Here is a 17,226-nt window from a genome sequence, read left to right as displayed (position 1 = left end):
TATTTCCTCTATTCCACTTTGCTTTTTATTCTATCATTGGTTACACTAAAATAAAAGTTTTAGGAGGGTGTTTGGCATGCATATTGAAACGATACAATTATACCCTGATCGTCCTGTCATTGGAGTTCATAGTCAGGTAAAAGATACCACTTTTGAAGAGTATGTGGAACTAGGAACATTTAACAGTGTAGACAATTCTAGTATTGGCGGTTATAGCTATACAGGAAGTTACTGCTATATTCAAAATTCTGTAATTGGAAGATTTGCCAGTATTTCTGATATGGTTCGAATTGGACCTACCAATCATCCTTACGAGCGCCCTTCTCAGCATTTATTTGCTTATAACGGCGAAGGTTATGGTTTCCCAAATAAAGATTCGCAATTTTTGGAAAGCAGAAGGCAGAAAGTTACCACGATTGGCAATGATGTGTGGATCGGTCATGGCGTAACAATCCAATCTGGCATTACTGTGGGAGATGGAGCCGTCATCGGTGCAGGTGCCGTAGTTACTAAAGATATTCCTTCTTACACAATTGTTGGTGGAATACCTGCTAAACCATTAAAAGAAAGATTCCCTAAAGAAATTCAAAAGAAACTTCTTCACATCAAATGGTGGAACTGGTCTAGAGCGGAGCTTGAAGAGCGTTATGAGGACTTGAAACTCCCTATTGAAGACTTTATTGAAAAATTCATCTGATTATAAAAAGACACTTTTCCCCTATTTCAATTGGTGAAAAGTGTCTTTTACTGATCTATTATCTATTGAAAGTATTTTATTTATTTCTATATCCTTTAATCAGCCAAAAGCCAAATATCAGATTCCATGCTGTCATCGTATAAACCGATAACCGTTCAAACACCGCAGAATGATCGGTATTAGTTAATAAAAATGTAACGAACATGATTAGACCAAAATTGCCTAACAGTAATGCGGTTGCTTTGACTATATACCCCTGTTTTTCCAGTTTAAGGTATATGCCCATTAATAATAAAGTACAATTTCCTCCTATAATCGCCATTGCTGCTCCAATAAGATGCATACTCGCATAGTCGTAAGTCTCTCCCGGAAAAAGACCCACAAGAACATTTCCGACTCCTTGAATGAGTGCGAAACTTAATACAGACCACTTTGCCTTATCTTTTATCAAAGGAAGGACAGCCATATAACTACTAGCAGAGAGCATTCCGTATAGTATAAATCCTGTATTCATAACTCCTGCTAAAGGAGAATACACTTCTCGCCCATCAATCATGAGTCTTTTAGATACACCTAAGTCACTAATATAATGAAAGCTGTAGCTATATTCCGGATCTGTCCAAGCTTGAGCAGAAATGGCTTCTGTAATTAGATAAACAGTAGAAGCCATCACAAATAATATCGCACCTCTCAGAATTCTTTTTGAAAGAAATTTCCTCATTTAATTACTCCTTGATTTTCTTGTTAAAAGCCAATATAAGTAAACGGTGATTGAACTCTTTTAGGATTACCTGAGTCATCTACGAAATGATATCCTGTAAATTTTATGTGCTTAGGAAATAGTTCAATCCCATTTATTTCATTGATAGCGATCCCTGAATCAGCAAAATTATATCGGATCTGTCTTCTCCCTTTACCAATATAAAAAATTGTTTTATCGTCTGGATTTACCAGTGCATAAACATAATATTGTAAATGATCTATAACTTCCTGAGTAAATGCCTTCATGATATTCCTTCTTCAGCCTATTTTTCTGTTAATTCTTCTGACTAATCGCGATAAACACATCCGCATCCTGATTCATGAACACGTCTTTCGCATGATGAAAGTTTCTAATTTCACTAGACTGAAATCCTATTTCAGAAAGAAGTCTCTTCAATTCATCCTGTTTGAATCCACTATGGACTTTAGGGTGTTTAACCTTTTCATTATAATCAAAATCAACAATGATTAGTTTGCCGCCTTTATTTAAAACAGAATAGACATTCTCCAATATTGCTCTAGTATTTGGAATATACAGTAATACCAATTACATCATAACAATATCTGCTTTAATCTCTGGTACTTCCTGGATGAAATCAGCTAGTAAGGTTCGGGTATTCTCTAATTTACTTTGTTTTATTTTTTCATCTACGATTTTTAACATTTCATTGGAGGAATCCACCATGATCAGTTCAGATACTTCATGTGCTAACTGCACACTAATCAGTCCCGTTCCGCTTCCGTAATCAATCATCGTTTTTTCTTGGCTATCTGCTAATTGTGTACTGACTTCTTTACTGATAATATTTGCCAACTTAATTCTTTCCGGCGTATCATATCTCTTTGCCATATCTTCAAATATGTTCTCATTCACTATTTATCATTCCTCTCTATGTTCTTTTATTTTTTATATTGCACTGATAAAATTAGTAATTAAATGGCTAATCTGTTCCGGTTTTTCATGATGTAACCAATGTGTAGATTCTCCTAGTAAGGTTCCTTGGCCTTGATCACAGAACTCTAGACTTTTTTCAGCCAGTTTCCAACTTAAAAATTGATCTTTCATTCCCCAGATAACGTAAGTCGGTACTGTAATCTGGTCTGTTACTTTAGCAGAGGCAAAAAATTTTAAATTGGCACGATACCAGTTGATCATCGACTGCATTGCGTTTGGCTTAGTCCAAGCCAGTCGATATTCTTTTAAGTCATTTTTGCTAAATGTTCCTTCATTACTTGTATTCTGTATTGCTTCTGTTGCTAGCTGCCAATCTGATCGACTAGCCATTTTTTCTGGTATCCCTCGCAACTGAAAGAAAAGAATGTAAGAACTTTTTAAAAGTTGCGATGGATGCTTTCTAACATGTTTACTCATTGCGGATAAATGCGGAGCATTTAAAATGACCAGCTTGTTAATCAGCTCTGGATATTCTTTCGCCACTTTCCAGGCAACAAGGCCACCCCAGTCATGACCCACAAGAAATACTTTTTCCTTTCCTGTTTGCTTGATTAATCCAACTATATCTTCAACCAAATAGTCCATCTGATATTCTCTAACTTTCTTTGGTTTATCACTTAGATTATAACCTCGTTGATCAGGAGCCCATACTCGAAACCCATTTCCCGCCAAAGCTGCTATTTGATGTTTCCAGCCATACCAGAATTCTGGAAATCCATGAAGTAACAAGACTACTTCACCCTCTTTTGGCCCTTTTTGAGCAACATGCAGCTTAATACCATTCGTTTCAACATATACGTGCTCTATCTTTTCCATATTCACTGCTTCCTTTCGCTTTTAGTCAGGATGCTTAAAGTTCATTACTTTTCTATACTATTATTATAATAAAAAGAGAAAAAAATCCATCCAATAACACTTTATCCTTCCTTATGCGCAGTGTTTCCTATAATTTTTTTGATGATTTCAGCAAGCTCTTGATGGGTTTGATTTTGTCCGGTTTCATACCATGTTTTGAAAGTTCCGATTACTCCACGAATTAGAAAAGCAGAAACTAGTCGATGATACTCTGGTTCAACTTCAGGAAAAGCGCTCTGTAGAATATTACGAGAATGATAGTCTACCCATCCATCTATTCTTGAAGAAAAAGAGCGACTACCGTTTGGCCCTAAAAGAATATAGATAATATCTCTCTTTTCAGACAAGCTAAAAAATAAGACATCTAGCAAAGATGCAGGGTTAATTTCTTTTGAGAGATTCTCATCATATTGGTCAAACATCTTTTCTAATTCTGTAAAAACATCATCTTCCAATTCATCCAATAGTTCATAAATATCAGAATAATGAAAATAGAAAGTTCCTCTATTAATTTCCGCTTTCTCTGTTAACTCTTTTACTTTAACTTGATGAATTGATTTCTCTTTCAAGAAATAAATCAATGCATCTTTCAAATTTCTTTTTGTTTTTTGTACACTTCGATTTTCAGTCATTTTTTTCCTCTTTTCAACACTTTCACTTTATTTGTTTAAATTTCAACAAATGGACAGTGACTGTATGTTGTACTTTCATCATTAGCTACTATAATTAACACTAGTTCAAATTTCAACATTTGTCAAAATAACAAGGAAGAAGTAGATTGTATGAAGGAAAGATTATTTAGAGCGATTGTGCATTATAGAAAGACAATTATTTATACCTTCGCTTTATTAGGAATTATATCCATATTCTTAGCAAGATTTGTAGGCATTAATAATGATATGACAGATTATTTACCCAATTCTTCTCCGTCCACCCAAGCTATAGATGTGATGAAAGAAGAATTCCCACCCCAACCATCCAGTATTCGTGTAATGATTGAGGAAGCGGATATAACAGAAGCTATCAAAGTGAAAGAAGCGCTCTTAGAGATCAACCATATTGATTCTGTTGATTGGCTAGATGATCATGAAGATCTCGAGAAACCGATTGAATTAATGGATCAAGAGACTGTAAAAGACTACTATCAAGATGGCAAAGCCTTAATGGCGATTTCCGCTGAAGTTGATGGTAACGAACAACGAGATGAACTGATTGAAAAAATTAGAAATGTGATCGGTAAAGAAGGAAAAATGGATGGGCAGCTCGTACAAGATTACGAACTGGATCAGCATACTAGTGTCGACTTATACTCTACGATCAGTTTTGCTGTTATTATTGCTTTTATTGTATTAATTTTTTCTACATCCTCTTGGATAGAACCCATTTTAATTTTAGGTACGATTGGATTAGCCATTTTAATTAATAGTGGGACCAATATCTTTTTAGGTGAAATTTCTTTTGTTACTAAGAATGCTTTCCCTATCCTACAATTAGGTGTTTCGATTGATTACTCTATCTTCTTACTACATCGCTATGAGGAGTATCGTCGAGAGGGTCTCATTCAAGAAGAAGCTATGGTCAAAGCTTTAAAAAATTCTTTAGGCTCTGTTTTATCTAGTGGATTAACGACCGTTATCGGCTTTGCTGCTTTAATATTAATGAAATTTGGAATAGGAGCAGACATGGGAATTGTATTAGCAAAAGGGGTAATCTTTAGCCTTCTTTCCGTGTTTATTTTCCTACCTGCGATGACTTTAGTCTGTGCAAATTTACTAGAAAAAACTATGCATCGTTCTTTTATTCCGTCTTTGAAGCCCTTAGCTAACCTTGTATATAAGGTTCGTTTTGTAGCTGTCCCATTAATAATTTTATTTGCAGGTGTCTTTTTTTTCGCTCAACATCAAAATGACTTCTATTACGGAAACTCTAGGTGGCTTCCATCAGACAATAAAGTCATGCAAGAACAGAATGCTATTGAAAAAGACTTTGGACATGAAAATCTGATGGCTTTAATGATTCCTAACGGTAATGAAGAAAGTGAAAAAGAAATGATTGAAGCCTTGGATGAATTTTCAGATATTACAGCGGTAGAAGCTTATTCAAATGAAGTTGGCTGGGCTATCCCTATCCAATATGTTCCTGAAGACACTAGAGAGATGTTGCATTCACAAGATTACACAAGAATGGCGATAGAAACCTCCTTACCAGCAGAAAGCCCTGAGACCTTTGAGATGATTGATACCATCAGAGCAAAAGCTGAGAACCTATTCGGTGAAGATTATCTTCTAGCAGGAGATAGTGTTTCGACTTATGATTTGAAAGATGTTATCAGTTCTGATCAGCGGATTGTAAATATCACTTCTATTATAGGCATATTACTCGTTATTATGTTTGCCTTTAAATCACTGATTCTACCAGCTATTCTCGTTATGAGCATTCAAGCTGCTATCTGGATCAACTTAGGTCTCCCTTATTTTAGAGGAAGTGCATTATTTTACATTGCCTTTTTAATCTTAAGTTCTGTGCAATTAGGTGCTACCGTAGATTACGCCGTTTTATTGACAGATCGTTATATAGAAGAACGGCATTTACACTCGAAAAAAGAAGCACTTCTAGCTTCAATAGAAAAATCTGGAGAAAGCATCCTAGTCTCTGGAGTTATTATGACTTTTGCAGGACTGCTTTTTGGAATATTCTCCACTAATCAAGTGCCCGCTCAAATAGGCTATTTATTAGCTCAAGGAACGTTACTATCTATGCTAGTTGTATTTTTTGGTTTGCCGATCCTACTATATATATCAGATAAGTGGATCGAAAAAACAACCTTAAATACAAATTTTGAAAAATAGAAGGAGAAAATTAAAAATGAAAAAAACAATTATTGGTTTAAGCTCACTTTATATCGCTGCTAGCTCTATTACTTTTCCTGTAATGGCTGAGGAAAATAGCGATGAGTCCAATTATTCAAAAGAAGAATTAGTCTACTCTACGATTGATCTTTCTGGAGACTTAAAAGAAATGTATGTAACAAATCTTTTCGAGATGGATGATGCAAATGAAATTGAAGACTTTGGGAACTATAATGAACTGCGACTACTCAATACTAAAGATTCTGATTTAAATTACGCTAATAAAGAAGCCCATATTCTTACCAACGAAAACCGAGTATTCACTCAAGGTGAAGTAGCAGATAAACAATTACCATGGACATTTGATTTCTCTTATACTTTAGATGGAAAAACAGTTGATCCTCATCAAGCCGCTGGTAAGAGCGGCCAAGTTACTGTTCAAGTATCCATTTCGCCTACTGATGAGTCCAATGAAAAACTAATGGATTTTTATGATCATTATGCTTTGCAAATCAGTACTTCGCTGGATCTTGATACTCACTATAACCTGAAAAGTGAGAATGGGATCATCAGTACTGCCGGAAATAAACAGCAGGTTCAATGGACGGTACTGCCTGGGCAAGATGATCCCCTTTCTTTCACAGTGAATACAACTCAATTAGAAGAACTAGATTGGTCAATCAACGGAGCGCCACTTAGCTTGGCTATAGGGGATGATCTATTTGATATTTCTTCATTCACGGATCCTTTGAAAGAGCTTGAAGATGGCATTACAACAATTAATGATGGTGCAAATTCCTTAAATAACGGCAGTACAGACTTAACGAATGGGATCCAACAGCTCCTAGGCGGAAGTAATCGTTTAACATCTGGGACTAATCAATTATCAAGTAAAAGTCAACTGCTTGTAGAAGGTACAAGTAAAGCCTATAAACAATCAGAAAACCTAGCATCTGGTCTAAACACTTTAAATAAAGGCAGCAATCAACTCGCTCAATCTACCAATCAACTCAAAACAGGTAGTCAGGAATTAAATGAAAAATCTACTCAATTATTCAACGGTCTTGATAAATTGGATAATGGAATCTCAGATCTATCAGGTGGCCTTGGAGAAATACAGCAAGGTTTAGCTACACTAGACGATAAATCTCCATCATTGACAAAAAATTCTGCTTTAATATTAACATCTCTACAAAAAATGCAAGCTAAAGTAGACGATATTAAAGTAGCGTTCAATGATGTATCAGAGCTCAGTAAAGCTGCGGAAGGAATTGGTTCTGGTCTATCATCTCTTGATAAAGGCATAACTGGAATCAACCAGACTCTTAATCAATATGATTCAAAACTAAATGAAGCAGGGTTAACGCCTTCAGAGTTAGCCGAACAGAATAAAAATACTCAAGAAAAAATTCAAACTCTAGAAAAACAAATTGAAACACTTCAACCTTTAGTTGAAGAAGGATTAATTGAACAAGCATTAGTGGATAACTTAACAAGCGCACTTAATCAGACCAAACAACTTTTAGCTGTTAACGAACAATATATATCCGGCAGCAATACACTTATAAATGGCGTTCATAATCAAGTGAAAGAAGATGGCGCTCTAAAAAGTGGAAGCAGCCAATTAGTTAAGAATTACCAAGACTTTCAATCTGCTATCAATGAGGTTGTAACTGGAATTTCTAACTTATCAAACGAACTTGTTCCTCTTCAAGAAGGAGTCGATCAGCTGACTGAAAACTATGGAGCTCTTGATCAAGGTGTACAAGACTATACGTCTGGGGTTCATCAACTTTCTGAAGGTATAAATAAAGTAACTGCTGCAAGTAAACAATTAAACACGGGTTCTACTAGTCTTATAAATGGTGGTGAAGCTCTTGGAAATGGCATTAATCAGTTATCTGACGGTGCTGCAAAACTAGATCAAGGAGCAGACAGTTTATCACAAGGAATTGGTTCTGCTCATACTGGTTCTCTTGCGTTTATAAACGGAATTAGCCAGCTTCATACTGGTACTGTGGCTTTACAATCTGGGGCTCAGGATTTATTTGTTGGAGCTGATAAACTATCTGATGGTATCAGTAAAGCAGAGACTGGTTCAACAGATCTTTCTAATGGGACACAAGAATTAGCTAACGGAACTTCAGAACTTCACAGTGAAACAGCAAACTTACCTGATAAAACTAAAGATAAGATAGATGATGCCATTGATGAATTTTCTAATTCAGACTACGAAGTTCATTCTTATATGGATGATCGAAATGATCAAGTTGATAATGTTCAATTTGTTATTCAATATCGTGCTCAAGAAGAAGATACAGAAGACAAAACTATAGACAATCATTCAGAAGAACATGTAAGCTTATGGCAAAAACTTTTGAATCTATTCAGTTAAATCAGATTCCTACAACATTCACTCAGATATTTATACTGAAAAAGGCTAACCGGATGGTTAGCCTTTTCTTTTATCTTTACTATTCTTCTAAATAACTAAAATCGGTTAATTCATCATACGAATATACCTGATTTATTTGCTCTTTATTTTTTGTCCATTCAATAATTTCATTAAACTGATCTTGATCAACCGCTTGTGCATGTGGATAATTTTCTTCCTGAGTATCTAAATACGTACTCATAGCATCTGGGAACTGATATTCTGATAAGATATCAGCATATTCACTGGCTTCATGTTGATTCATATAATCAATCGCTTTATTGTATGCGGTATAAAATGCCTGAATATCTTGAGGCCGTTCCTCTAAAATGCTATCCATGAACTGAATCGTTCCTCCATTAATGCCTGATGTTTTTGAACTACCTAGTATAACAGCACCTTGTTCCGCCAACATGCTAGCTTGTGGTTCAGTATAAACCGCTGCATCAACTTCTCCTTTTAATAAAGCCTCAGAACGAGTCGCAAATGAGGGGATGTCTACAACTTCATATGTAAAGCCTTGTTCCTCAGCAAAAACATCCATTATATATTCCAAAATAAAGTTCGGAACTAAAGTAACTTTTTTATCGGCTAATCCTTTCATCTCTGTAATACCCGATTGAGGTGATGCCAAAACTTTAAAATCTTCTAGAATACCAGAAGTAATCGTCATATCTGTTTCATTTTGCTTAAAGGTAGCTTCCGTCATAACATCACTAATGGTACCGTCTAATGCTTTTGATTGTATAGCTACATTTCGATCATTAGGTGAAGAAAAGGATTCTATATCAACCTTTGTCCCTTCTTCTTCAAAAAAACCTTTTTCATTTGCTAGTATAATGGGAATAGCAGATTCAGCAGGTAAAACGCCAAATTTAATTGTTTCTCCCGTAACTTTATCTTCATCTTTTGCTGCCGGAGTTGCTTCATTACTTTCTTGTGTACCACAAGCTGCTAAATTAGCTGTTGTAAAGAATGCAAACAAACTCAATACTAATTTTTTCATTTTTGCTCTCCTAACATTTCTTTAAATTTATCTATCGGTAACCCTTCCATTACGATATTTCGATGTAACTCTAATGGAGGTGTAATTCTGGTATTGATTCCTGGCTCTGTTGTAAAAGCCAATTTGAAATTTAGATTTGATAGCGTCTGAACATTATCCTGATGATACAAACCAAAAGGATAGGCAAAAACATCTTTTTCTTCTACCTGTAGATTACACTCATCTAGATCCTGAATAAATAAAGCTTCTGATTCCCACATTATTCGACTTTTTTCTATTCCCTCTCGTTGATGAAAATGATGAGTATGGTTGGCATATGTAAAGACATCTGCCATTTCTTCTAATTCCTTAAAACTCAATACTTGAGAAAATGCTTCTTTGTAACTCTGTTCTTCCTCAAAAACCCAACCCGTTGGCTCAAAAGATACTGCCTTAATACCCATTTCTTTAAGTACCGGATACGCATATTTTTTCTGTGATTGATAGCAATCATCAAACGTAATCAAAACAGACTTTGCTGGTATATCTTTATTCTCATAGTAAAATTCTTTTACCTCATCCAATGATAAGAAATAGTATCCTACATCTTTTAAGTAGCTCAATAATTCACAAAAGAAATCAAGACTATTGTATAATGGCATCGGTAAACTATCCTGATAACCATCTGCTACTAAAATAGGTCTCGCTCCTGATGAAATTTCATTTTTGGGCCGTATTTCATGAAAAACTAACGTCGTAAACAATGAATTCTCCTCCTTTTTTCCTTTAATAGTATAACATAATTGTGTACTATTAAACTAAGTAAATTAGATTGAAGGCGAATATTCTATGAGCATTATCATTAAGAATTTAAATTTCATTTATGAAAAAAATCAGATATTTCAAAATACCGATTTTCAATTTGACGATAATAAAATCTACACTCTATTAGGTCCCTCCGGCATTGGAAAGAGCACTTTGTTTGATTTGTTAACCGGTTTCAAGAAACCTCAATCAGGTACCGTGGACTATCAAAATGTACAAAGATCAGAAATATTAACCGTTTTTCAAAATAATCAGATTTTCCCTTGGTTAACTGTTTCTGAAGCACTAGCTCTACCCTTGAAAATCAATAAAGTTTCCAAAGGACAGACAGGTTCCAGAGTAAAACAACTTTTAAAACAATTTGGATTAGAAGCATTAGCTCATAAAAGGCCGCACGCTTTAAGTGGTGGTCAGCTTCAGAGAGTGGCTATCGCTCAAGGATTAACACTAGATCCAAAATTTCTATTATTAGATGAACCAACCTCTTCGCTGGATCAAGAAGCGAAAGAGGAAATTCAAGATCGTTTAATAGAGGAACAGCATACTAGAAAGAGTACTATGATCATCATTACTCATGATATTGAAGAAGCTGCTTATCTAGGTCAAGAAATTATACTCGTTACCAATCAGAGATTACAGAAAATAGCGAACCCAACATTCAATAAAAATAATCGACGACAAGCTCTGGAGTTCTATGAATTCTGCATCCAATTAAGAAAGCAGGTTAGACAACTATGAAAAGAGCCCAATCCAATTTTTTCCGTTCATTATTTCTAGGTATCCTCTCTTACTTGGCAGTATGGATTCTACTGTATATCCTTTCAAACAATCATGCTATTCCAAGTCCTATAGTAACTGGCATTAAAATGTGGGACATTAAAGAATTATTGGGGTTACATATCATTGCTAGTAGTTTAAGAATTTTTATTGCTCTTTTACTAGCGGTTTTGGTTGGGCTTCCGATCGGTATTCTGTTAAGTATGTTTCCTAAATCTGATCGTTTACTCTCTCCCTTGTTATATTTTTTGTACCCTTTACCAAAAGTCGCTTTCCTACCCGTTTTCATGTTATTCTGGGGCCTAGGTAATTTTTCTAAAATATTATTACTATTTTCTATTATTGTTTTACAAGTGATTATCTTAGTAAGAGATGGCGCTAAGACGATTCCTGAAAATTACCAACGTATTATGACAAATTTCCAAGCTAGTATCTGGCAGCAAATTCGCTATCTGATTCTACCCGCTATTTTTCCAAATATCCTTGCTAGCTTACGGGTCAGTATCGGAATCGCTTTGGCTTCACTTTTTTTCGCGGAAAATTATGCTACAGATTATGGTTTAGGATACCTCATTTTAAGTGCTTGGACAAAAATGGATTATCCTGAAATGTTCGCAGGAATCTTCTGTATTGCTTTGCTAGGATTTATCCTTTTTCGAGTGATTGATTCTTTAGAACGATTCAGTTATTAACTGTAAGCATATTCACTTAAGCTTATTATTTGAATAAGCTATTCTCTTTTTATATGGTAATAATTAGTCATATATCAAAAAGGGTGAGTTGGATGAGTCAGAAATTTAATGAACTGAAAAGACAAGTTCAAAATATTGATAAAGATAAAGTTGGACAGTTAGTTAAAGAAATTAAACAGGCTTTTGAAGATGGAAAAATTAATGAAAATGAACGCAACGAATTAATTAGTACTGCAAAGCAATCATTTAGTGACATCGACTTGGGCGGCTTAGGCGGATTCGGTAAAAAAGAGTGATAAATAATGATTAAAGAAAAGAACTATAAACCTCTGTAAACAGGCCTATAGTTCTTTTTCATTTTTTTGATCTTTTTTATCCATTTAAAAGTTGTCTCGTGCTTTACGTAGATCAATAAATTCTTCTAACGTTTCGGATTTTAGCAATAAATTGATATTCTTTTCTTTTCCAATTGTAGATGGTAACGTTGGAAGATTTTTCTCTCTCAGCTTATTGACCTCATCTAAATCTTGCAGAACTGCTTTGTTCCCAGGCTCAACTGACTGAGCAAAGCGCAAGTTCGTTTGCGTATATTCATGCCCTGCATAGACCCGTACATCTTCATCTAAAGCTCTGAATTTCTGTAAAGCATCATATTGTGCTTTATAATCTCCTGTAAATACTCGACCACAGCCTCCAGAAAACAGCGCATCCCCACAAAATAAGTTTTTGTCCATCAAAAAACTAATATGTTCATTGGAATGACCTGCTGTTATAAAGACTTTAAAATTATGCCCCAGTAATTCAAAGGAATCTCCATCTTGAACGGTATAGTCATTTAGCTGGGCTGTTTCCTTTGGTCCATAAACTGGTGTGTCGATATAATTAGCCAACACTTCTTTGACTCCTCCGATGTGATCATTATGTTCATGCGTTAGCAGGATTGCTTTAAGTGTTAATTGCTTTTCTTCCAAATAACGTAAAACCCCTTCAGATTCTCCTGGATCAACAATGAGTGCTTCGTTTCCTTCTTCAATAACCCAGATATAATTATCCGAAAATGCTTCTATAGGATGAATATTCACATTTATTTCTCCTTTGTTCAGTTTGTTTTTTGTATTTTATTATTCAGAGTGAATCCCCTCAAAAATAGAAATTTTGATGTATCTTTTTAATTTTGTCCTGTTTTAGTTCGTGTTCTGTAATATATCTTGTATCTTATCGGTATAAATTTTGTCTAAATCCTTCGTAGTAAGCTCGAAATTTTCCATACTGGAAACCTTTAACGTTCCTCTATTCACAAGTTTATCATCAATTCTTCTAATAACAAAAAAATCATGTTCATCATCTTTCGTTCCCCCTACCCTATTTAAGTGAACTTTTTGACCATTCTTTAATTCAAGAATATAAAAAAATTCTCCTTTAGATTGTTTCAGTGGGATGAGTGAATTTCTGCCATAAACTCCTGTATTAATTTTTATTATATTATCATAATCAAATACTTGACCTTGAGGATGTAAAAAGGAATAATCAATGATTCTGTTCTCAGTTATAACCGTAACAGATGAAATGATCATATAAAATAACATTACGTTTATAGCAATAAATAACCTAATGTTAGATTTTCTATTCTTGTTTATAAAAGAGTTTCTTGGCCGAAACTCTCTATATATACTCCTGAATTTCTTACGAAAAATATAAAACACACCTAAAGTTAAGTATACTTGATAAATAAATATACCTAATGACGCTGGATACTTGAACGTCCACATTAAGAAGTCATCTGGTACAAAGAGCATTTCTTGAATCACATTAATCAATATAAAGATTCCTAAAGTGAATATAACTGAAACAACCAGTAAAAAAATAGAGAGTAAAATTGATTTGATTTTTTTCAAATAAAAAGCAACTCCTAATGTTTTTTGAGTGACTAAGTGATTTTTATAGTGAACTTGGGTTTATTTATATGTTTTTATTCCTTTTACTTTTATGTTCCTTAACCGCTCTCTAGAGATTAATAACAAAATTTCATATCTATACTTTATAGATAGCATATCTTTAAATAACTATATTTTCAACCTATCTATAGCATATGATGATATATTAAATCTCGTTTGAAAATATAAATTTCACAAGTAATTTCTCTTAAAATTCTTTTTTCTGATATGATATTACTATAATAATTTAATGGAGGAATTTGAATATGATCCAATTTAAACAAAATATTCGCGGAAATGTGGCTTTAGGTATCAATCCCGTTGGGCTTAAGCAAGAAGTACTAAACCAAATTAATTATGTAAAAAACAAGGGAACTTACGTGGGACCTAAAAAGGTATTAATCATTGGTGCTTCATCCAGTTATGGGTTAGCTACCCGAATCAATCTTGCTTTTGGAGCAGGAGCAGATACAATTGGTGTTTCATTTGAAAAAGGACCAAAAAGTGAAAAAAATCTAGGTACAGCTGGCTGGTACAATAACATTGCTTTTAAAGAAGCAGCTGAAAAAGAAGGCTTGGTTGCTAAAAACTTTGTACAGGACGCATTTAGTCATGAAAGCAAGCAAGAAGTTATCGACTATATCAAAAATGAATTCGGCGGTAAAGTGGATTTAGTTGTCTACAGTTTAGCTAGTGGGAGAAGAACAGATCCCGATACAAAAGAAACCTATACTTCTTCCATCAAAGCCATTGGAGAGCCTGTAGTCGGCCCGAACATCAACATGCAAAATGAAGCATTCTATACCGAAACGCTAGATCCTGCAACAGATCAGGAAATCCATGACACTGTAAAAGTAATGGGTGGAGAAGATTGGGAATTATGGATGAAAGCACTAAAAGAAGCAGATGTGTTAGCAGATAACGTTCTAACGACTAATTATTCTTATTTAGGCACAGAGCTTAATCGACCTTATTACGGGGGTGGTACTCTCGGCCGTGCTAAAGCAGACTGTGATGAGAAAGCTGAAAATATTAACGAATTACTAAGGGATATCAACGGTAAAGCACTAATTGTAGTGGCTACTGCTGTCACCACCAAAGCAAGTTCTGTTATTCCTTTCTTCCCTGTATATTGTATTGGTTTGTACAAAATTATGGAAGAAAAAGGCACTCATGAAACACCCATCATGCACCAGGATCGCATCTATCGAGATATGATTTATGGAAACAATCCTGAGTACGATGAAATCGGTCGTTTAAGACCGGATAGCTGGGAACTGGATAGCGATACCCAGGCTAAAACAAAAGAATTGATCCTAAAGCTTAATCAAGATAATTTCAATACGGATCTGACTGCTTATGACCTCTTTTATAAAGAATTCTCAAATCTAAGTGGCTTCATGGTGGATGGTTATGTTGAGCAAGAGGTAACTATAGACGAATTAAAAGCGCTGAAATACTAATTCCTTAATAAACTAAATCAAAAAAGGGATGGCAGACTAAAGCCATCCCTTTTCTGATTTTAACTATTGTAGACTATCCTCATTCATCCCATAGACACATTTTCAAATTAACATACATAGCATTTTTCATTGGTATGTCTTCTGCTTCAAGTAATCCTTTCTGTTCTTTCCATCCTGGCGCTAGTCTGCCTGCATGATTGACTACTCTGTGACAAGGATATCTTCCATAAAATTCAGCCATACTTAATACTCTACCGACAAGCCTAGCATTCTTTTCCCTCCCAATCAGTCTCGCAACCTGACCGTACGTCGCAACTTTACCCTCTGGAATCTCATCAACCACCGATAACACTTCATAAATCAAGTCCTCATCCAATACATGACTCATTATTTCACCTCATAATTTCAAATAATCTATTACTCATTTGTGATTATGGAATTTCATACATTCTATTGTATAAGATAACTGTCTGAAATAAAACCTACTCAAAGGCAGCCTCTTCTTAAATCTATTACTTGATTCAAATAAAATGAGATTTTTTAGGTTATTTCATTTTCACTATCTCTCTTTGTGTGTTAAAACCAGTATATAGACGATACTCGAAAACGAATGAATAGAGGAGATTCAAATGATGAGAAAAGAATTTGATATAGTTATTATTGGTAGCGGGGTAGCTGGAATGACTACTGCTTCTAATCTAGCTTCAGCTGGCAAGCAAGTCGCTATAGTAGAAGAAGATTTATGGGGCGGTACTTGTCCAAATCGAGGCTGTGATCCCAAGAAAGTATTGATTTCAGCGGTTGAAGCTAAAGATCACATTCAACAACTACAAGGAAAAGGATTAGATACGATCCCTAAAGTGAATTGGCCGGATCTAATGGCTTTTAAGGAAACATTCACTTCCCCTGTACCCAAACAAAGCAAAGAAAGTTTAGAATCTACCGGTGTAGAAACATTCACTGGTAAAGCAAAGTTTATCAATGATCATCGATTAAAAGTAAACGAAGATGAACTAACAGCGGAACAATTTATTATTGCTGCTGGCGCACGACCTTCTATACTAGACATTGAGGGAAAAGAACATTTTCTAACAAGTAAAGACTTCTTATCGCTTCCAGAAATGCCTGAGACTATTACTTTAGTGGGTGGCGGTTATATTGCTTTTGAATTTGCAGCCATCGCAAATGCCGCTGGAGCTAAAGTTCACGTTATTCAACACAACGATCGACCACTTAAAGCCTTTGACCGTGAATTAGTTGACCTGCTAATGGAACAATTAAAATCTAAAGGTGTCACTTTTCATCTAAATATAGAGATTTCCAAGGTTGAAAAAACTTCAATTGGCTATTCACTTAGAGATGATTCAAACTTCCAATTAAATAGCGATTTGGTTTTTTGTACTACTGGACGGATACCCAACACAGATACATTGAACCTTGAAAATGCTGGAGTAGAATACGATAAAAAAGGCATAACCGTTAATGAATTTCTCCAAACCAGCAATCCAGCTATTTTTGCAATTGGAGATATTCTATCTAAAAGTCAACCGAAACTCACTCCTGTATGTAGTTTCGAAGCAAGTTATGTAGTGTCGTATTTGACTGGAAAAGATACTGCATCCATATCGTATCCAAGCATCCCAACGATGGTATTTTCTGGTCCTAAACTAGCTCAAATTGGTGTAGTGATTGACGAAAGTAATGATGACTACGAACTATCCACCATTGATGCCACTAAGTGGTTCAGCTATCACAGAACCAATGAACCTATTTCAAAAGTCAAGATTATCACTGATAAGAAAACAGGTCTACTAGTCGGCGCAGCTTGCCTGAATAATGAAGCAGATGAACTAATCAATTACTTCAGCCAGCTGATTGAGAAAAAAGTTTCTAGTTCAGAAGTCGCTAAGCATATCTTTGCTTATCCGACCATTGCTAGTGACTTACCTTCACTATATTCTTAAACTGAGCAGAATAATTTATAGCTATCACAAAAAG

Annotated in this window: 19 protein-coding genes; 8 read left to right on the top strand and 11 right to left on the bottom strand. The window is 35.0% G+C overall.

Annotated features, from left to right (window positions below; genetic code table 11):
• The first annotated feature begins 76 nt into the window (after window positions 1-76).
• Complete coding sequence (locus BLT22_RS04725) at window positions 77-697, top strand: DapH/DapD/GlmU-related protein (protein ID WP_091761195.1); 621 nt, start codon at window positions 77-79, stop codon at window positions 695-697.
• A 76-nt stretch (window positions 698-773) separates the two neighbouring features.
• Here the strand turns inward: BLT22_RS04725 and BLT22_RS04720 are convergent, their stop codons facing one another.
• The 6 genes from BLT22_RS04720 to BLT22_RS04700 form a co-directional block, all read right to left on the bottom strand.
• Window positions 774-1,418, bottom strand: a complete 645-nt coding sequence (locus BLT22_RS04720; protein WP_091761192.1) for a DUF998 domain-containing protein — start codon at window positions 1,416-1,418, stop codon at window positions 774-776.
• 23 nt (window positions 1,419-1,441) lie between these two features.
• Window positions 1,442-1,705, bottom strand: coding sequence for a hypothetical protein (locus tag BLT22_RS04715; RefSeq protein WP_091761190.1), 264 nt, complete (start codon window positions 1,703-1,705; stop codon window positions 1,442-1,444).
• 28 nt (window positions 1,706-1,733) lie between these two features.
• Window positions 1,734-1,970 (bottom strand): class I SAM-dependent methyltransferase, encoded by a 237-nt coding sequence (locus BLT22_RS12430; RefSeq protein ID WP_218127237.1) that lies wholly within the window; start codon window positions 1,968-1,970, stop codon window positions 1,734-1,736.
• Between the two features lie 36 nt (window positions 1,971-2,006).
• Window positions 2,007-2,333 carry a methyltransferase domain-containing protein gene (locus tag BLT22_RS12425; protein ID WP_218127236.1) on the bottom strand — a complete coding sequence of 109 codons (327 nt, stop codon included), beginning with the start codon at window positions 2,331-2,333 and terminating at the stop codon, window positions 2,007-2,009.
• A 33-nt stretch (window positions 2,334-2,366) separates the two neighbouring features.
• Window positions 2,367-3,230 carry an alpha/beta fold hydrolase gene (locus BLT22_RS04705; RefSeq protein ID WP_091761185.1) on the bottom strand — a complete coding sequence of 288 codons (864 nt, stop codon included), beginning with the start codon at window positions 3,228-3,230 and terminating at the stop codon, window positions 2,367-2,369.
• Window positions 3,231-3,331: 101 nt separating this feature from the next.
• Window positions 3,332-3,901: a TetR/AcrR family transcriptional regulator gene (locus tag BLT22_RS04700; RefSeq protein WP_072693593.1), complete on the bottom strand. Its 570-nt coding sequence runs from the start codon at window positions 3,899-3,901 to the stop codon at window positions 3,332-3,334.
• 150 nt (window positions 3,902-4,051) lie between these two features.
• On the opposite strand from BLT22_RS04700, the gene BLT22_RS04695 reads away from it, so the two are divergent.
• Window positions 4,052-6,118, top strand: coding sequence for an efflux RND transporter permease subunit (locus BLT22_RS04695; protein ID WP_091761182.1), 2,067 nt, complete (start codon window positions 4,052-4,054; stop codon window positions 6,116-6,118).
• Between the two features lie 16 nt (window positions 6,119-6,134).
• The gene (locus BLT22_RS04690) at window positions 6,135-8,513 is read left to right on the top strand and encodes a YhgE/Pip domain-containing protein (RefSeq protein ID WP_091761178.1); all 2,379 of its coding nucleotides are present in this window, start codon (window positions 6,135-6,137) and stop codon (window positions 8,511-8,513) included.
• Window positions 8,514-8,592: 79 nt separating this feature from the next.
• Here BLT22_RS04690 and BLT22_RS04685 read toward each other — a convergent pair whose 3' ends face one another.
• Window positions 8,593-9,558, bottom strand: a complete 966-nt coding sequence (locus BLT22_RS04685) for an ABC transporter substrate-binding protein (protein WP_091761174.1) — start codon at window positions 9,556-9,558, stop codon at window positions 8,593-8,595.
• Entirely contained in the window at window positions 9,555-10,301 is a 747-nt protein-coding gene (locus tag BLT22_RS04680; RefSeq protein ID WP_091761170.1) for a polysaccharide deacetylase family protein, read from the bottom strand. Before BLT22_RS04680 ends, BLT22_RS04685 begins: the two co-directional genes overlap by 4 nt.
• 85 nt (window positions 10,302-10,386) lie before the next feature.
• Here BLT22_RS04680 and BLT22_RS04675 point away from each other — a divergent pair, with 85 nt between their 5' ends.
• From BLT22_RS04675 to BLT22_RS04665, 3 genes are all read left to right on the top strand, one after another.
• Window positions 10,387-11,100 (top strand): ABC transporter ATP-binding protein, encoded by a 714-nt coding sequence (locus tag BLT22_RS04675; protein ID WP_091761167.1) that lies wholly within the window; start codon window positions 10,387-10,389, stop codon window positions 11,098-11,100.
• Window positions 11,097-11,831 (top strand): ABC transporter permease, encoded by a 735-nt coding sequence (locus tag BLT22_RS04670; protein ID WP_091761165.1) that lies wholly within the window; start codon window positions 11,097-11,099, stop codon window positions 11,829-11,831. The genes BLT22_RS04675 and BLT22_RS04670 overlap by 4 nt, the downstream gene beginning before the upstream one ends.
• A 92-nt stretch (window positions 11,832-11,923) precedes the next feature.
• A complete protein-coding gene (locus BLT22_RS04665; RefSeq protein WP_087057026.1) occupies window positions 11,924-12,127 on the top strand; it encodes a hypothetical protein in 204 nt (67 codons plus the stop codon).
• An 84-nt stretch (window positions 12,128-12,211) separates the two neighbouring features.
• On the opposite strand, the gene gloB is transcribed toward BLT22_RS04665, so the two are convergent.
• Entirely contained in the window at window positions 12,212-12,913 is a 702-nt protein-coding gene (gloB, locus tag BLT22_RS04660) for a hydroxyacylglutathione hydrolase (RefSeq protein WP_091761163.1), read from the bottom strand.
• A gap of 102 nt (window positions 12,914-13,015) precedes the next feature.
• Window positions 13,016-13,726, bottom strand: a complete 711-nt coding sequence (locus tag BLT22_RS04655) for a hypothetical protein (RefSeq protein WP_091761161.1) — start codon at window positions 13,724-13,726, stop codon at window positions 13,016-13,018.
• A gap of 305 nt (window positions 13,727-14,031) precedes the next feature.
• On the opposite strand from BLT22_RS04655, the gene fabV reads away from it, so the two are divergent.
• Window positions 14,032-15,228 carry an enoyl-ACP reductase FabV gene (gene fabV, locus BLT22_RS04650; protein WP_176935331.1) on the top strand — a complete coding sequence of 399 codons (1,197 nt, stop codon included), beginning with the start codon at window positions 14,032-14,034 and terminating at the stop codon, window positions 15,226-15,228.
• Between the two features lie 79 nt (window positions 15,229-15,307).
• On the opposite strand, the gene BLT22_RS04645 is transcribed toward fabV, so the two are convergent.
• The gene (locus BLT22_RS04645; protein WP_087057023.1) at window positions 15,308-15,616 is read right to left on the bottom strand and encodes an MGMT family protein; all 309 of its coding nucleotides are present in this window, start codon (window positions 15,614-15,616) and stop codon (window positions 15,308-15,310) included.
• A gap of 244 nt (window positions 15,617-15,860) precedes the next feature.
• Here BLT22_RS04645 and BLT22_RS04640 point away from each other — a divergent pair, with 244 nt between their 5' ends.
• The gene (locus tag BLT22_RS04640; protein WP_091761159.1) at window positions 15,861-17,192 is read left to right on the top strand and encodes a dihydrolipoyl dehydrogenase family protein; all 1,332 of its coding nucleotides are present in this window, start codon (window positions 15,861-15,863) and stop codon (window positions 17,190-17,192) included.
• Window positions 17,193-17,226 lie beyond the last annotated feature (34 nt).

The organism is Marinilactibacillus psychrotolerans (assembly GCF_900101525.1).
In the GTDB taxonomy this organism is placed as follows: Bacteria; Bacillota; Bacilli; order Lactobacillales; family Carnobacteriaceae_A; genus Marinilactibacillus; species Marinilactibacillus psychrotolerans.
The sequence above is the reverse complement of the archived record's forward strand: the minus strand, read 5'-3'. Positions and strand labels throughout refer to the sequence as shown.

Bases quoted from the DNA above. Each gene is read 5' to 3' on its own strand.
- BLT22_RS04665 (WP_087057026.1), top strand. From the start codon at position 11,924: ATGAGTCAGAAATTTAATGAACTGAAAAGACAAGTTCAAAATATTGAT.
- BLT22_RS04695 (WP_091761182.1), top strand. From the start codon at position 4,052: ATGAAGGAAAGATTATTTAGAGCGATTGTGCATTATAGAAAGACAATT.
- BLT22_RS04725 (WP_091761195.1), top strand. From the start codon at position 77: ATGCATATTGAAACGATACAATTATACCCTGATCGTCCTGTCATTGGA.
- fabV (WP_176935331.1), top strand. From the start codon at position 14,032: ATGATCCAATTTAAACAAAATATTCGCGGAAATGTGGCTTTAGGTATC.
- BLT22_RS04715 (WP_091761190.1), bottom strand. From the start codon at position 1,705: ATGAAGGCATTTACTCAGGAAGTTATAGATCATTTACAATATTATGTT.
- BLT22_RS04690 (WP_091761178.1), top strand. From the start codon at position 6,135: ATGAAAAAAACAATTATTGGTTTAAGCTCACTTTATATCGCTGCTAGC.
- BLT22_RS04640 (WP_091761159.1), top strand. From the start codon at position 15,861: ATGAGAAAAGAATTTGATATAGTTATTATTGGTAGCGGGGTAGCTGGA.
- BLT22_RS04645 (WP_087057023.1), bottom strand. From the start codon at position 15,616: ATGAGTCATGTATTGGATGAGGACTTGATTTATGAAGTGTTATCGGTG.
- BLT22_RS04705 (WP_091761185.1), bottom strand. From the start codon at position 3,230: ATGGAAAAGATAGAGCACGTATATGTTGAAACGAATGGTATTAAGCTG.
- BLT22_RS04670 (WP_091761165.1), top strand. From the start codon at position 11,097: ATGAAAAGAGCCCAATCCAATTTTTTCCGTTCATTATTTCTAGGTATC.
- BLT22_RS04685 (WP_091761174.1), bottom strand. From the start codon at position 9,558: ATGAAAAAATTAGTATTGAGTTTGTTTGCATTCTTTACAACAGCTAAT.
- BLT22_RS04700 (WP_072693593.1), bottom strand. From the start codon at position 3,901: ATGACTGAAAATCGAAGTGTACAAAAAACAAAAAGAAATTTGAAAGAT.
- BLT22_RS04675 (WP_091761167.1), top strand. From the start codon at position 10,387: ATGAGCATTATCATTAAGAATTTAAATTTCATTTATGAAAAAAATCAG.
- BLT22_RS04720 (WP_091761192.1), bottom strand. From the start codon at position 1,418: ATGAGGAAATTTCTTTCAAAAAGAATTCTGAGAGGTGCGATATTATTT.